The 15,902-nt window shown below is 43.6% G+C and carries 10 protein-coding genes and 1 riboswitch; of the genes, 6 read left to right on the forward strand and 4 right to left on the reverse strand.

Annotated elements, in window-relative coordinates; translation table 11 throughout:
* Window positions 1-58 precede the first annotated feature (58 nt).
* From AABK40_RS14235 to AABK40_RS14255, 5 genes are all read left to right on the forward strand, one after another.
* The gene (locus AABK40_RS14235) at window positions 59-1,234 is read left to right on the forward strand and encodes a lycopene cyclase family protein (protein WP_338398366.1); all 1,176 of its coding nucleotides are present in this window, start codon (window positions 59-61) and stop codon (window positions 1,232-1,234) included.
* A 752-nt stretch (window positions 1,235-1,986) separates the two neighbouring features.
* Window positions 1,987-2,048: riboswitch (Fluoride riboswitch) on the forward strand.
* A 180-nt stretch (window positions 2,049-2,228) separates the two neighbouring features.
* On the forward strand, window positions 2,229-3,605 hold the full coding sequence (locus tag AABK40_RS14240; protein ID WP_332921533.1) for a voltage-gated chloride channel family protein: 1,377 nt from the start codon (window positions 2,229-2,231) through the stop codon (window positions 3,603-3,605).
* Between the two features lie 466 nt (window positions 3,606-4,071).
* Window positions 4,072-4,764 (forward strand): iron-sulfur cluster assembly scaffold protein, encoded by a 693-nt coding sequence (locus tag AABK40_RS14245; RefSeq protein WP_332921534.1) that lies wholly within the window; start codon window positions 4,072-4,074, stop codon window positions 4,762-4,764.
* Between the two features lie 6 nt (window positions 4,765-4,770).
* On the forward strand, window positions 4,771-5,763 hold the full coding sequence (locus AABK40_RS14250) for a GGGtGRT protein (RefSeq protein WP_338398367.1): 993 nt from the start codon (window positions 4,771-4,773) through the stop codon (window positions 5,761-5,763).
* A 227-nt stretch (window positions 5,764-5,990) separates the two neighbouring features.
* Window positions 5,991-7,940 carry a PAS domain-containing sensor histidine kinase gene (locus AABK40_RS14255; protein ID WP_338398368.1) on the forward strand — a complete coding sequence of 650 codons (1,950 nt, stop codon included), beginning with the start codon at window positions 5,991-5,993 and terminating at the stop codon, window positions 7,938-7,940.
* 443 nt (window positions 7,941-8,383) lie between these two features.
* Here AABK40_RS14255 and AABK40_RS14260 read toward each other — a convergent pair whose 3' ends face one another.
* The gene (locus AABK40_RS14260) at window positions 8,384-8,773 is read right to left on the reverse strand and encodes a hypothetical protein (protein ID WP_338398369.1); all 390 of its coding nucleotides are present in this window, start codon (window positions 8,771-8,773) and stop codon (window positions 8,384-8,386) included.
* A gap of 576 nt (window positions 8,774-9,349) precedes the next feature.
* On the opposite strand from AABK40_RS14260, the gene rimK reads away from it, so the two are divergent.
* On the forward strand, window positions 9,350-10,729 hold the full coding sequence (rimK, locus tag AABK40_RS14265) for a 30S ribosomal protein S6--L-glutamate ligase (protein ID WP_338398370.1): 1,380 nt from the start codon (window positions 9,350-9,352) through the stop codon (window positions 10,727-10,729).
* Between the two features lie 98 nt (window positions 10,730-10,827).
* Here the strand turns inward: rimK and AABK40_RS14270 are convergent, their stop codons facing one another.
* The 3 genes from AABK40_RS14270 to AABK40_RS14280 form a co-directional block, all read right to left on the reverse strand.
* Window positions 10,828-13,431 (reverse strand): TonB-dependent receptor, encoded by a 2,604-nt coding sequence (locus AABK40_RS14270; protein ID WP_332921539.1) that lies wholly within the window; start codon window positions 13,429-13,431, stop codon window positions 10,828-10,830.
* Window positions 13,432-14,102: 671 nt separating this feature from the next.
* Window positions 14,103-14,777: a type 1 glutamine amidotransferase domain-containing protein gene (locus AABK40_RS14275; protein WP_332921540.1), complete on the reverse strand. Its 675-nt coding sequence runs from the start codon at window positions 14,775-14,777 to the stop codon at window positions 14,103-14,105.
* Between the two features lie 151 nt (window positions 14,778-14,928).
* Window positions 14,929-15,807, reverse strand: a complete 879-nt coding sequence (locus AABK40_RS14280; protein WP_338398371.1) for a LysR family transcriptional regulator — start codon at window positions 15,805-15,807, stop codon at window positions 14,929-14,931.
* Between the last annotated feature and the right edge of the window lie 95 nt (window positions 15,808-15,902).

The raw sequence follows: 15,902 nt of genomic DNA on the forward strand, positions 1-15,902 counted from the left end.
AAGGCTGCTTATTGGGCAGCCTTTTTTGTGTTTTCATTTTCTATCTCTATCTTTTGGTATGAATACGGCAAACAATTTTGATTACATTTTCTGCGGATTAGGGATGGCTAATCTGAGCTTACTGGTGCGTGGTTTGGAGGAAGGAATCTTTGATCATAAAGCCGTGCTGCTCATTGATCCTAAGCCACTGGCCGATCGGGGTAACGATCGTACGTGGTGTTTTTGGTCTGATGAAGCTCTGCCTTTTGACTTTTTAGTGTCGAAGGCGTGGTCGAAAATGCACTTCTTTACACAGGAGGGCACGCACATTCCTTTGCGTCCGCGCAGGTATGTTTATCAAATGATACGAAGTGCTGACTTCTACGCCTATGCGCAGGCCGTGATCAGTCAGTTTTCCAATATTACCACAGTCGTTGCGTCGGTGTCGCATATTGATTCCAAAATTGGGCGTGTTACCGCAGGCGAGCAAGATTATGAAGCACCCGTGGTATTTAACAGTATCAGTCCTGATTTGTCATCTTTTGGCGAGCACCCGACCCTGTTGCAGCATTTCAAGGGACTGATGATTGAAACGCCCACGCTGCATCAGTTCGAAAAACATGAAATGTACCTGATGGATTTCAGGTGTCCGCAAACTGAAGGCACCACCTTTTTTTATGTACTTCCTGTGGCGCCCAACCGTATTTTTGTGGAGTACACCTTTTTTTCACCAAAAGTATTAGCCGAAGAGGTGTATAGGGAAGGGCTGAAAGAATACATTTCCAAGACCCTGAAAATAAGAACTTTCGATGTGGTGGAAGAGGAGTTTGGTATTATTCCAATGACCTCCTTTCCCTTTAAAAGAAACGAAGGAAAGGTTGTGAACTTGGGGGTTGTGGGTGGTGACACCCGTGGTTCAACAGGTTACACTTTCAGAAATACCCAGTTTGTGGTCGGGCAACTGATTAAGTCTATCAAAAAAGGAAAATCGCTGGAGGTCAACGAGCCTGTGAGTGCTGTACATCAAATGTTTGATGAAACCATTTTACGGGTGCTTTTGGCGCAAAAGGAGTATAATGGGGCGCAGATTTTTGCGGATCTTTTCAGCAAATTGCCTACCCACCTGATGCTCTCTTTTCTCGATGGTTCAACCTCCTCCCTTGAGAACCTGCGCGTTATGAGTGCGGTTAAAGCGCAGCACTTTATCAAGCCCTTTTGGAATGCCTATAAAAATCAGAAAATGAAGCCTTCCTAAACGACGGCTATCTTCGGCAATTGTAGCGACAGCCTTTATTCAAAGTGAACATTCTATATGCCTTCTTTGCTGTGGATCAGTCGCTTTTGGCAAGCTCAAACGAACTAATCAGTGGATAATAGAAAATGCGGCGCACTTTTGCGACCTGCGAATCTTTGTCCGTGCCGTGGATTTTGCGCGGAGTTAATTTAACATAATGCAATTGGTGCAATGGTTGAGTAGAGAAAGTGTGGGAATGGGAGTGATACGACCCACCAATTTTGCCTTATTTTGTCGTTCATAGATTGGCAGATGTTCTTTAGGGAATCGTCAGTTTTTTTCTGGATGAATGGTTCTTGCCTGTCATAAACCAATAAGGACGATTAGAGGGAAAGGTCATCCACTGATAAAGTACAATCCGATAGTTGAGGGTTGGAGCGGTGGTGGCAGGTCTGATATTCACACCTTTTTACATTGCCAACTCAATGGGGCGATATAGTGGACGAGGCTTTTAGCCTTATGCTCAACCTGATCTCACCCATCTGATTAACTGTAGGCAAATTTTTACTCAATATTTAAAAAGGGCATCGGTAGGGAACCTGCACGCAAAGCCCTGAAACAGGGGATCAAAATTCTGCTCAAATTTCAGCGAGGCAATACTATACTTTTCGGAGATGATGTTTAAGCTTAAATAATTTCAATTGGGTGGGATGAATTGGAGTATTTGGCACATTTTTGGATAGAAGAGAGTAGTAGCTGAAAAATGCTATTTTCTTAAATTGGGCTATGGAGTTAGCCATAAATGCTGAGATAAGCTGATGACTCCTACTTTAACTTAATAAAAGTAGGGAACGTCATATGCATACATTATTACCATATATTTTTTCTGGATCTCAGCCATCCGCGTTTGAAGCGCAAACCACCCCCTCAATAATATTCTTCCCACAAGATTATCAGCAAGGCCCTGCGGCTCTTGTCGATTCATCATGTCACTATCAATTCTAAAAATAAAATTATGTACATCGATCTGATAAAGCATATTGGTTATCAAATCAAGTTATTGGTTAAATGGTTTTTGCTCATCGTGCCTATTGCGGTGATCGTGGGATCATTGAACGCCTTCTTCCTGTGGTTGTTGGAAGAGGCTACAGGTTACAGAATGAGTACTTATGCGCATCATTCGTGGATCATCTATTTATTGCCACTTGCGGGTATTTTGATCGTTTGGTCTTATAAAAAATATGGCAAGAACAGTGCGGGAGGTAATAATTTAATTATCGATGAAATTCATGAGCCCGGTGGTGGGGTGCCAACACGTATGGCGCCGTTCGTATTGTTCTCTACCGTAATCACGCACCTTTTTGGTGGTTCTGCGGGTCGTGAAGGAACGGCTGTTCAAATTGGGGGAGCCATTGCACAACAATTTGGCAAATGGTACAAACTCGATGAAAAAGACACTAAGCTGATATTGATTTCAGGGGTTGCCGCAGGTTTCGGCTCTGTTTTCGGTACGCCTATAACAGGTGCAATTTTCGCCCTCGAAGTATTGGCTATCGGAAAAATCAAATACCATGCAGTAATTCCTGCATTGATCGCCTCAGTAGTAGGTAACTTTGTAACGATTGCCTGGGGAATATCTCATGAACATTTAAGACTGGTTAATATTGCCAAAGAGGTGAATGTTCAGTTCAATGAAGATTTACACTATGATCATATTGCTTTACTGATAGGGAAAATTGCTTTGGCAGGGATTGCCTTCGGTTTTGCTGGTTTCTTATTTGGTGAACTGACCCATAAAGTAAAAGAAGTATTGACGAAGGTTTTGAAAAATCAATACCTCGTGCCTGTGGTAGGAGCGATCTTCGTGATTGCCGTAGTAAAAATTTCAGGAACTTACGATTACATCGGTATTGGTACAAGTTCTTATTTGCCTGGGGGCGTTTGTATTTCTTCGGCTTTTCATGCTGGTGGCGCAAAAGCTTATTCTTGGCTGATGAAATTAGTGATGACTGCCGTAACATTGGGCTCAGGATTCAAAGGTGGTGAAGTTACCCCATTGTTTTTCGTCGGAGCGACTTTAGGAAATACCCTTGCTGGAGTTTTGAATGCGCCCGTGGCTTTGTTTGCCGCATTAGGATTTATTGGGGTGTTTTCAGCAGCGACCAACACACCAATGGCCTGTACCATTATGGGTGTTGAATTATTTGGATCTCAATATTTATTATATTTTGCAGTAGTGTGTTTTGTTGCATATTATTTTAGTGGTCATACTGGGATTTATACCTCTCAGCGTGTTTCGGCACCGAAGCTGATCGGCAGAATACCTAAAGAACAAGGGACATTGGGACAACTTCGAAAGGAGAAAAAAGCGTTCCCATTATCCAATAAATAGATATATAAAAGTTTAGTTATCGTTAGTTTTGAGTTGCAAGGGTTGGAGTCGCTCATTTCTCCACCCTTGTAATTTTATTTTTCAATTTATATATATTGATTTTGTAAGTCGGTTATTTAGATTGATTCTTTAGTAGCGAAATAATTAGAAATAAAGGGCCTTTTGGCGCGTGTGGCAAGTTATTTGCCATTATATAATAGAGAACGACAAACAGTGTTGTTCATCACCAGGCGAATCAAATGATCTAATTTGATGCTCGGTTTTTAAAGATTGTTATTTAATCTATCCATTTCAGTGATAGCAGGCTTGATAAAAATTTATATCATTGTTAGATATTTTGGTTTGCACCTTTAGTATTTAGCACCTACTTTTGCTGAAGCATAGAAGGAAAAAATTCTTCGATATGTTTAATATTTATTTTTAAAAAAATAGATATAAAATATCGTTTTCAAATAAAACATTAATTATGGAAACTTCTCACGAAATCCAAGGAATGTATTGTATCGCTAGAGATGCAAATCATGGCGCGGCTCCAATTCCAGTTGAAGGAAAATGGGTTAAAGCTACAGATGTATCAGATATTTCAGGTTTGACTCACGGTGTGGGTTGGTGTGCTCCTCAGCAGGGCGCATGTAAATTGAGCTTGAATGTTAAAGAAGGTATCATTCAGGAAGCGTTGATTGAAACAATTGGTTGTACAGGTATGACGCACTCAGCAGCAATGGCTTCTGAAATCATCACTGGAAAAACTATTTTGGAAGCATTGAATACTGACTTGGTATGTGATGCGATCAATACAGCGATGCGTGAGTTGTTCTTGCAAATTGTTTATGGACGTACACAAACAGCTTTCTCAGAAGGTGGTTTGCCAGTAGGTGCATGTTTAGAGGATTTGGGTAAAGGCTTGCGTGGTGTAACTGGTACAGTTTACGGAACAACAGTTAAAGGACCAAGATACTTGGAAGTTGCTGAAGGTTATGTAACTCAGTTAGGTTTGGATGCTGACGATGAAATCATCGGTTATTCATTCGTAAACTTGGGTCGTATGATGGACTTCATCAAAGCTGGCCAAACAGCTGACGAAGCATTGAAAAACGCTTCAGGTACTTATGGCCGTTTCAAAGACGCAGTTAAATTTATTGACCCACGTAAAGACTAATTCATTATGCCATTATTTGAAAGTTACGATCGTCGAATTGATCAGATCAATTCAGTATTAAAAGCTAACGGGATTGAATCTTTGGAAGAAGCTAAATCAATCTGTGATAACTATGGTGTTGATGTAATTTCTTTGGTAAAAGAAATTCAGCCAATCGCCTTCGAAAATGCAGGTTGGGCTTACACTGTAGGTGCTGCCATCGCTATTAAAAGAGGTTTGAAAGATGCGCCAGCAATCGCTGAAGCTTTGGGTGAAGGTATCCAGTCTTTCTGTATTCCTGGTTCTGTTGCTGACCAACGTAAAGTAGGTTTGGGTCACGGTAACTTGGGTGCGATGTTGTTGAAAGAAGAAAACACTTGTTTCGCTTTCTTGGCGGGTCACGAGTCTTTCGCAGCTGCTGAAGGTGCTATCGGTATCGTAAAATCTGCGAACCGTGTACGTAACACGCCATTGAAAGTAATCTTGAACGGTTTGGGTAAAGATGCAGCGAAAATCATCGCTCGTATCAACGGTTTTACTTACGTTCAAACTAAATTTGACTACACTACTGGTAAAGTAGAAGAGGTAATGCGCAAAGCTTACTCTGACGGTGAACGTGCACAAGTATTGTCTTTCGGTGCTGATGATGTACGCGAAGGTGTTGCGATCATGCACAAAGAAAACGTAGGAGTTTCTATCACTGGTAACTCTACTAACCCAACTCGTTTCCAACACCCAGTAGCGGGTACTTACAAGCGCGAGCGTTTGGAAGCTGGTGAGTCTTACTTCTCTGTTGCTTCAGGTGGTGGTACAGGTCGTACTTTGCACCCAGACAACATGGGCGCGGGTCCTGCTTCTTATGGTATGACAGACACAATGGGTCGTATGCACGCTGATGCTCAGTTCGCTGGTTCTTCTTCTGTTCCTGCTCACGTAGAAATGATGGGATTGATCGGTATGGGTAACAACCCAATGGTAGGTGCTACTGTAGCAGTTGCTGTGGCGATCTCTCAGAAATAATATTTTAAAACCCTGATCAAAAAAGGATGTTTTGTCGCCATGAATTTATTATGGCAACCGCCGAAAGGTTCGTGTGAACGATAAGGACATTTTTTTTATGGTAGTGGTTTAGAGCGGGGGGCAATTTTTGCCTCCCGTTATTTTTTTGCCTACACTTTAATAGGTTTTTATCGATAATTTCTTGAACTTTTAGTAAGAGTAGCAAGAGGAAGTAACAAAATTAACCTATGAAAGCCCAAATTGTATTTTATAGCAGTATGGCACTGTCATTGTTGTGCTTGTTGGTCATGTGTAGCTGGCGGTTTGATTTTGTCTCTTTTGTCCATTTTGGGGAAAAGGTGGCGACCATGAAATTTAATACGGCACTGCTGTTTTTTATTACTGGCGTGGGAATATTCTTGGCAGAACGGAAAATCCTGGCCATCAAATACAGCTGCATATTGGTGCTGATTACGGCCTCACTCACCTTATTGGAGTATCTGCTTTATATCAATTTTGGAATCGATCAACTTGTTTCTGAGGACCATTATTCCCAGGATTCGATCGGTCGAATGTCGCCTGCCACGGCGGTTAGTTTTATGCTCTTGGCATGTTCCCCATTAATTTACGGGCGATTTTCCCCATTGCGCAGTGTCTTGCGTTACCTCGTTACCCTGGTGGGCATGATCTGTTTTTTCAGACATCTGCTCGAAATTCCCAACAACTATATTCCTTATTTCTTCCGCTCGATGTCGGTTTACACCTCATTTCTGTTGCTTTGCTTTGGGGTTATTTTGGATTTCCACGAAAAGAAAAGCGTGCTTTACCAACTGCTTTTTGGTAAAACGGCGGCAAGTCAAATGTTTCGGCAGATGGTTATGCTGCTGCTGGTGATTCCCTTGCTGGCCGCCTATGTTATTCAATATCTCGCCACGCAGGGGCAACTGAATTTACAGTTTGGGCTGACGTTGTTTCTGTGTGTATTCTGTTCGCTGAGTGTTGCCTACATTGTTAATTTACTGTCAAAATTTCAGCAGAATGAACAAAAATTAGCCGTTCACCGAAAAAACCTGATACAGAAAAACAAGGAACTGAAACGCTTCAAATCTGCCGTCGATGATGTTTCGATTATCTCTACCGTGAATGCCGACAAGGAAATCACTTATGTGAACAGAAATTTCATGGACATTACCAGGTATTCGGAATCGGAGCTGCTGGGGGAGAATCACCAAATTGTGGATATTCCTGAAAGAGATGAAAAGCAGTTCATGGAAATGTGGGCCGATCTACATGCAGGGAAATCATGGAATGGCGACATGAAATGCCAGGCAAAGGGTGGCGATCATTTTTGGGTGCACACCACTGTGGTACCTTATCTTCAGTCCGAAACGGGCATGCAGAAGTTTATGTTTATCCGTCGGGATATTACAGCCCAAAAGCTTGAACAGGAAGCTTCTGAAGAAAACAAAAGGGTATTGCAGTCTGAGAATGCTTTCCTGACCAGTTTTGCCTATACCGTGGCACACGACCTGAAACAGCCCCTTGAAACTGTGCTTGGGCTCATTGGTCTTTTGGGGGCGAAACTCAAGGAACCCATTGAAAAAGAGGCTACACTGACGCAATTGATGATTCATGTGAATAATTCTGGCTTGCGGATGAAGCGGCTTATCGAGGACTTGTTGAGCTTCGCCCGAAGTGATCGGCGCGTAGGTTTTACGTCTATCGATTTGATGGAAACCTGCCGAGGCATTGTTCATGACCTTGCGGCTCAAATTGAAAGCTCCAAAGGGGAGGTGCGCTTTGATAACCTTCCGACTATTATTGGAGAGGAAACCAACATTCGGTTGTTATTTCAAAATATCATTTCCAATTCTTTGAAATTTGTTCCTGCGAATCATCAGCCCAAAGTGGAGATCAAGGCGCGGGTGGAACAGCAGTTTTTTCATTTCCAGATCAGCGATAATGGCATCGGTGTTCCTGAAGATAAACTGGAAGAAGTCTTTGGCGTTTTCAGCAAGATACACGGCATTTCGCAATATCCTGGCTCAGGACTTGGGCTCGCCAACTGCCGAAAAATTGTCAAAGCCCATGACGGTGAAATTTTCATGACTTCCGAAGAAGGCAAAGGCACCACGGTCCATTTCAGGTTATCGCGGCAGTTAAAAGAAAAAGCACCCGTAGCCCAGACTCAGGACTAAGCTTTTGTTACTTCATGAAATTTTATTTGGGTACTTAATGACATCGTGGACTGACCCAATGGCATTAAGTTAAGGATTTTGGGGTAACTCAGGTGTAAATTTGAAATGCATGTAAAGGCATAATTCATTATGTCTCACGTAACCATTTGAATAAATCTAAGGGAAATCAGCTTTGTGTTAGACGTTAAAAATAACGTCTTTACGGGGTAAGGCGCTTAACTTAATGACATCAGTGGACTGACCTTTGTGTCTGCTCGAATCATCATGAATCTTGTCTGTTTTGGATACTCACACAGTTGCACCCGTTCAGCTCACGAAATAATATTTTGTGCTATTTCATAGAAATGAGTTGTGCGACTACCCGATCAGTAAAGCATCAAAAAGTGGCCATATTTAAGCATGAGATCCTAAATGATACAAGCGCAGTACGCCACGATTGAGGTTTAAAATTTTCTGTTGGAGATATTGATCAGGTACCGATGGGTATTTAAGAACAGGGGATACACCTCAGGATTAATGTCGATAATCACAGCATAGGAACCGATTTCAAAATTATGGAACAGCGGGCGGTACCTCAAGCCCTGAAGTTCTTCAATAGGTAAGGCGAGCTTACGGCAAAGCTGATATCCTGCGAGGCTGATTTCCTGCCAGGTATTTTTTTTGGCCGTAAACTGATCAAGCTTTTTTCTGCTAACCTCATAGCGGTACAGATGAGGTTTCACCTGAAGGGCAATGAGGTTAATGATGGCAGCCTCCAATGAGGTGAAAGCACGATTGTTAAAAGCAGCAAGGGTGTAAATATTTATCCGATTTTTCCGTCGTTTTTGTGGCATTTTAATAGGGCTCTGTTCCTGAGTATTCGACCTCCCTGGCTTAATGTTAATAGGAGGGTGAAGTGTGGAGCGTAAGCATTTGGCATAAGTATCTGTTTCTGAGGTTGATTAGCCTCTCTGCTTTCCGATACTTAATGCCTCAAAAGTTTTAATATTTTTGGCGTAAACACTCAACAACTCTTAAGTATAAGTCTTAAAAGGGTTATTTTGTTGAATAATTTTTTCAGTTTTATTAAATTTATTACACTTTTATGTCCTTAATTTTATTCCTAAAAAATGAGCAATCCTGCATTTTACGGAAAGAAAGACGATGGAGGGGCCGTCAGAAAAGCGTTCCGTGGGGGGTAATAATTCGGGCATTTTAGCCATTTTACATTTGGGTCGTGGGGGCTATGGTCGCAAGTATGGTTATTCAGCTAACTGCAATAAATAATTAGTGATTTATGCAGCTATTCCGATAGGATTTAAACTATCCTTTCTCTACTTTCATTAATTATAAGCACGCATTATGCGATGCACTTATCAATTTTTGATCATAATATAGAAAAGCATTGCTTTTCACTTGAAAGACCCCTGATGAACACAAACAAAATTATTGTTGGAAGCGAAGAGTGGTGTGCTTTGCCTCAACTGAATGTTCCTGCGATTAAGGCACGAGTAGATTCTGGCGCAAAGACTTCTTCGATTCATGCGGTTAATATTACTCCTTTCAAAAAGGAAGGAGCCCCCTGGGTGAAATTTGAAGTTCACCCGCTGCAAAACGATGGCAAAACGACCATCCATTGCGAAGCTCCATTGGTGGGAAAACGAAAAGTTAAAAGTTCTTCGGGGCATATGGAGTCCCGTTATGTGGTGCGTTCAATTCTCTCGATTGCCGAGGATACCTGGGAGATTGACCTCACCCTGACCAACCGAGATTCTATGGGTTACAGAATGCTGTTGGGCCGTCAGGCCATGAGCGGAAAAATGCTCGTGGATCCTGAAGCGTCTTTTCAGTTGGGAGAGCCGTCATCAGATATCCTTTTTCAGCATTACCAGACCCACATCAAAAGCCCTTCAGGGTTAAAAATCGGACTGCTGGCCAGTAATCCTGACCTTTATAGTAATCGCAGGATTATTGAAGCAGGAGAGGAGCGGGGCCATGAAATGGAGTTCCTGAACCTGAAGGATTGCTACATCAAGCTCGATGGCGAAAATCCAGAAATGCATTATCGTGACGGTCGGGTACTGAATGATTTCGATGCCATTATTCCGCGAATTCGCCCGAGCATGACCTTTTATGGTTGTGCCCTGACGCGCCATTTCGAAGCGATGGGGGTTTATACGCTCAATACGGCGGCGGCCATTACCCAGTCAAGGGATAAGCTGCATTCTTTACAGTTGCTGATCAATGCAGGCTTGCCCATTCCCACAACAGGCTTTGCCAATTCCCCATTGAATACCTCTGATTTAATTCAGATGGTAGGAGGGGCACCTTTGATCGTGAAATTGTTGGAAGGAACACAGGGAAAAGGCGTGGTATTGGCGGAAACAACCAAGGCCGCAGAAAGCCTTATTAATGCTTTCAAAAGCCTGAAAGCCAATATCCTTGTGCAGGAGTTTGTCAAGGAAGCCAATGGAAAGGATATCCGCTGTTTTGTGATCGACGGTAAAGTGGTGGAAAGCATTATGCGTACCGCCGCCCCTGGGGAGTTCCGCGCCAATATTCATATGGGTGGAACGGCATCGCTCACCAAAATTACGGCTGAAGAGCGGAGAATAGCGCTTAAAGCGGCCAAAACCATGAATTTGAAGGTGGCAGGTGTGGACATCATCCGTGGGCAGAGCAGCCCATTGCTATTGGAAGTCAATTCGAGCCCAGGTTTGGAAGGGATTGAAGGAGCCTCGGAAAGAGATATTGCAGGGATGATGATCAAGGCAATTGAAAAAGACTTAAAATATAAAGGTGTGGAATAGGCACCGCTGAGTTGTTGAAATCAGCAAATTGAAAAGCCCGAACACTATGGCAGATACCATGGGTTCGGGCTTTTTTATTGCGTCAGATATGACTTTAATTATAGGCGGATATTCAGTTTGGTGTACACATAGGTACCCATAAATCCAAACTGGTTTACTTCCCATGGGTATTTGAATCGGCCACCAAGGTCCGTTACAGGATCTCCTTTGGTATCAATTTCATCAGGGTACACATTGAACAGGTTGTTGGCACCTACGGCCATGCTGAAATTGTCGGAAATCTGTGCGCTGATGTTCAGGTCAGTAACCCATTTTGCAGAGAAAGTTTGGTCTTTCTCTGGGTCCGTGGCATGTTGCCAGCTGACTTTCCCGAAGCGGGTATTGTTGAGTGTAAAGCCCCAGATACCGATTTTGTAACTCGTACCAACCACAATCTTGGACTGTGGACGCGCCGAGGTCAGGCGGCCCTGTTCCTTGCGGTTGAACCAGTCATCATTTCCAGCATCTTTCAGTGCCTGAGGTGTACCCAACTCGCCAACAATTTTAGTTTCATTGAAATTTGCTGCCAAATTCAGGTTCAGATTTCCCCTGCCAATGGCAAGATTGTTATACGAGGCAATGATATCCACCCCCTGGGTCTGGGTATTCACCGCATTGGTGAAAAATTTCATACTCGTGATATCGTAAGCAGCAAGGATCTGATTGATTTTTGAATTTGGGTCATCACCACCATTGACCTCCCCAGAAAATACTACCCGATTGTCTACGCTGATATTGTAATAATCTGCGGTAAGGGTTAGCTGATCCGTCAAGCGGCTGCTCATTCCAAAGCTGTAGTTGAAAGACAATTCTTCCTTCAGCTCGGGCACGCCAATGGCACGGACCGCAGGGCTCTGGTTGTTAAAAGTTCCCTGATTACTGATCGTTCCACCAGAAACCAAAGTCTGAATATTACTCAGGTAAATCTGATGTAAGGAAGGGGCACGGAAGCCCGTGCTTATTGCGCCACGGATGTTCAGCTTGCCATCGAGCAAGGCATAGCGGGTGTTCAATTTCCAGGACAGGTTACTGCCAAAGTCAGAGTAATTTTCTACCCGCGCTGTAGCGCCCAAAAGCCACGCTTTGGTGAGGTCAAGCTCGCCATCGACATATAAACCTACATTGTAGCGTTTTTTGTTAAGCTCATTCGACGGCTGCAATCCAGGGAATGACTGGGCGCCAGACCCAAAATACGAAGCTTCTTCCCCAGCACGTACGCCGAAGTTTTCCATGCGGAACTCACCACCAAGGCCGAGGCGCAACATGCCGAAATCGCGTGAAATGTCAAGGTTGTTCACCAGTTGGCTGAAATCGTATCCGCCAGCATAGAAAGAGGTCGGGGAGGCTTCGCCAAGATCAGTATTATAGGTGTCACCGATAGTGTAATCCATCGAGTTGCTTCCAAAAGTGGAGCTCATATCAATATTCCAGTCGCCTTTTTTTCCACGCACCCCAACGGTCAGGTTGTTGTCGTTGATGTCGTTTTCAAAGGTGGGCAAAAATCCCTCAGGACCATGTGGGGAATCCGCAATCCAGTAGGGGGTACGGTAAAGTGCAAAAGATTTCCCCCGACGGTTGGTAACCCCACCGTTGGCATATACTTCGCCACCACCAGCAAAGGGGATCATCATGTTAAAGTAGGCATCGCCTTTAATCATATCTGGCTGACCGACCACCATTCCAAGCGATGGGTTCGCCTGAATCCACGGGTTGTCGGCACCCACATCGAAAAGTTCATCTTTCCCAGGACTTCCCGCCCTGTTGGTATGGCGTTGGTCAGCATATCCCACAGAGACATTCATGAATCCTCTTTCGCCTATCCCAAAGCCATAATTGGCATCTACTCCGTACTGAAAACCATCGCCTTCAGTCGTTACACCAGAATTCATCGTTACGGATCCTTCATTAACATTCCTTTTGAGAATGATGTTGATCACCCCTGCAATCGCATCGGAACCATAAGTGGCGGCAGCACCATCACGTAATACCTCAATTCTTTCGATGGCTGAAGTGGGAATGGATTTTAAATCGACCCCTACTTCCCCTTTTCCTGGGGTGTCGTTAATGTAGACCAGGGAGGATGCATTTTTCCGCTTCCCATTTATGAGTACAAGGGTGCGGGATGGCCCAAGACCCCTGAGGTCGGCAGGGTTCATATGTGCCGTGGCATCAGAAACCGTTTGTTGTGTGGAGTTGAACGATGGCACTTTGTAGGTGATCATCTGGTCAATTTCAATATGTCCTGCATCAGCGAGCTCATCAATGGCGATATTATCAATAGGCACAGGAGAGCTGATTACCGACCGAGGGTTAAAGCGGGAACCCACCACCACGACCTCCTCAAGCTGGCGGTTATCCGCTTCAAGAGAGATGTTGAAATAGGATTTACTTGATACGGGCACTTCTTTGGTGAGGTAGCCAACAAAGCGGAAAACGAGCATTGCGGCATCGTCTTCAATAGATATTTGGAAGTCGCCATTGAGGTCTGTAGAAACCCCTGTGGTAGTCCCTTTAATGAGTACCGTTACGCCAGGAAGTTCAGTGCCATCTGCAGCAGTAGATACTTTTCCTTTGACCAATCTTTGGGCAAAGCTCAGGCTGGCAAAAAAGCACAACAGGAGCGTGAGTACCATCGCTCGTTTTAGTTTTAAAATCTGAATCATAAATAGGTGTTGATGTTTAAAAAAATATATAGTAGCGATAAATGTAACATAAAATTCTTTAAAATAATCAAAAAACCATTGAATATGTTGAGTAAATAGCTTTTTCCAATATTTTTATAACATGACGCATCAAGAAACTAATTATTGTAACACCGTTTTTTGGTAGGGGAGGTTGATCTTGAAATGCTATTTTTTGATCGGTTGTTTTATAGTTTACCAAAATTTTTCACATCAAAATTCCGCTATTCTTTTCTCAACCGAAGGGAGTGCAGCGAGACAAAATGTTAAATATAGCAACGAAAGGGCTTTCATCGTGGAGGCGTTATTTTTTTTGGCTTGATCTTGATAACCTATGCTGTGTTGGGCATCCTTGCAGATAAAAAAAAGTACCATCACTATAATGGTACTTTTCTGATTTTTCAAAGATGCACCCTCCATCAAAAGGAATAGAAAGTGATTTTGTTTTTTCGGCGGGCAATATCCGATGGATGAAATGAAAAAATCTGTGGATAAATTAACCTGCTGTAATTTAGGGTTGTAGCACAAGGCTGTCGAAATTATAAGCAGTTGCTCATCAAAAATAAGGATACCACACTCGCAAGGATGTTGTCCGCAACGTGCGTACCGCGAGGCACACAGAAATTCGACAGCCTACTTTTTAAAACACGTGCTTACATTTCCAGCTCAAGTAATAAATTTTCGCCTACCAATTGAGCTGATGCAGGATTCTGCCCAGTGATCAATCGGGTATCAGAAGAAACCTTTGCCTTCCAGAGGTCGGCTTTATGGATAATGGCACCGCGTTCCTTCAGCTTGCTTTCCAGTAAAAATGGAACCACATCCGTTAGCCCCGCCGCTTCCTCTTCTTCATCGGTAAAAGTGCTGATCACCTTATTGGCAACAAGGTATTCTCCATTTCCCAGTTTAATGTTTACCAGTCCTGCAGGACCATGGCATACGGCGGCAACAAAGCCTCCCTGTTCGTAAATTTGAGCAGCAATTGCCGCCAAGGCATCATTCTCTGGGAAGTCCCACATGGTGCCATGTCCGCCAGCGTAGTGAATCGCCAAATAGCGCTTCGGATCAACCTCAGACGGTTTCATGGTCTGTTCTACCTTGGCGCGATAAGTCTTGTTTTCCCAAAAACATTGATTGATCGGGTCTTCCAAATCAAAACCATCCACGGGTGCACGCCCACCTTGCGGACTGACAAAATCAATTTCATAGCCTGCATCGTGCAGGATTTTCCACGGATGCGATACTTCACTCAAATAAAATCCTGTAGAATCGCCCTTACTCCCCAGTTTGTCATGGCTTGTTACTACAAATAAAATCCGTCCTTTCATAGTGTTCTGGTTTAGGTGATAAATGCCGACACCACGGCCACAATTGCCCCGATGTCGAATACCGCTTTTTCCCTTCAGTGGGAAAGTATAGCAGTACTACCTTTTGAACCCTAAATGGTTATCGGATTTTTCAAATGATTGAAAAGGGTGGTTACAGTAGATCGCAAACTTTGGCAAGCAGTGGGTTGCGGTTGTTTTTTCTCCATATGGCCGACAGCACCGCCTGTTGGGGGATGTGCTTCAGTTCAATGAACTTGACACCCAACTGATAGCCGTGTTGCAAACTGGTCGGCACGATCGAGACGCCCATATTGTTTTCGACCAGCTTGAAGATCGTCTGGGCATGAACGGTCTTATGACTCACCTGCGGACTGAAGTCCTGATCTTCGCAGATGCTCATGATGGTATCATAATAAAGGTTGGAGTAGTCGGCGGTGAAGAGGATGAACTGTGCGTCTTTAAGTTGAGCAACATTCTCAAAATTCTCTTCGGTGATCGGGTGATCGGCAGGTAGTACCAATGAAAAACTATCGGTGAATACGGGCATGATCTCCAGCCCTTCGGGCACTCTTGCGAGGCGCACAAAGCCAATGTCGAGCTCGTCTTTCATGATGCCCTGCACCTGCTCGTAGTTGGACATTTCTTCGAGGGTGGTCTTGATCTTCGGGTAATGCTGATTCATTTTCAGCAACATATCAGGCACCACGTTTTGCATGGCTGAACCCAGAAAGCCGATCCGTACTTCACCCACGCTGCCCTGATCGACCAATTGCACCTGCTCGACGGTAAAATCAAGGTGGTTTAAAATAAAATCAACTTCGGACTTGAAGAATTCTCCTGCGGCAGTAAGTCTTACCTCTTTTTTGTCTCGGCTCAACAACTGCACGCCCACGGCATCCTCCAACTGTTTGATCTGTCGGCTAAGTCCTGGCTGTGAGATGAATAGTTTTTCTGCCGCCTTTCGGAAATGTAATTCTTCCGCGACTGCCTGAAAATATCTGAGGTGACGAAGCTCGAACTGATAACTCATAGTTATTGATTATTGACAAAAATGGTATTACTAATAATCAAATGTAATCAATAAATTGCTGTGGATTGGGTGGATTGATGACTTTTAATCCCCTA

This window comes from Persicobacter psychrovividus, assembly GCF_036492425.1.
GTDB classification, from domain to species: domain Bacteria; phylum Bacteroidota; class Bacteroidia; order Cytophagales; family Cyclobacteriaceae; genus Persicobacter; species Persicobacter psychrovividus.

Excerpts from the sequence above, each read along its gene's own strand:
- AABK40_RS14235 (WP_338398366.1), top strand. The coding sequence starts at position 59 with ATGAATACGGCAAACAATTTTGATTACATTTTCTGCGGATTAGGGATG.
- AABK40_RS14240 (WP_332921533.1), top strand. The coding sequence starts at position 2,229 with ATGTACATCGATCTGATAAAGCATATTGGTTATCAAATCAAGTTATTG.
- AABK40_RS14245 (WP_332921534.1), top strand. The coding sequence starts at position 4,072 with ATGGAAACTTCTCACGAAATCCAAGGAATGTATTGTATCGCTAGAGAT.
- AABK40_RS14250 (WP_338398367.1), top strand. The coding sequence starts at position 4,771 with ATGCCATTATTTGAAAGTTACGATCGTCGAATTGATCAGATCAATTCA.
- AABK40_RS14255 (WP_338398368.1), top strand. The coding sequence starts at position 5,991 with ATGAAAGCCCAAATTGTATTTTATAGCAGTATGGCACTGTCATTGTTG.
- AABK40_RS14260 (WP_338398369.1), bottom strand. The coding sequence starts at position 8,773 with ATGCCACAAAAACGACGGAAAAATCGGATAAATATTTACACCCTTGCT.
- rimK (WP_338398370.1), top strand. The coding sequence starts at position 9,350 with ATGAACACAAACAAAATTATTGTTGGAAGCGAAGAGTGGTGTGCTTTG.
- AABK40_RS14270 (WP_332921539.1), bottom strand. The coding sequence starts at position 13,431 with ATGATTCAGATTTTAAAACTAAAACGAGCGATGGTACTCACGCTCCTG.
- AABK40_RS14275 (WP_332921540.1), bottom strand. The coding sequence starts at position 14,777 with ATGAAAGGACGGATTTTATTTGTAGTAACAAGCCATGACAAACTGGGG.
- AABK40_RS14280 (WP_338398371.1), bottom strand. The coding sequence starts at position 15,807 with ATGAGTTATCAGTTCGAGCTTCGTCACCTCAGATATTTTCAGGCAGTC.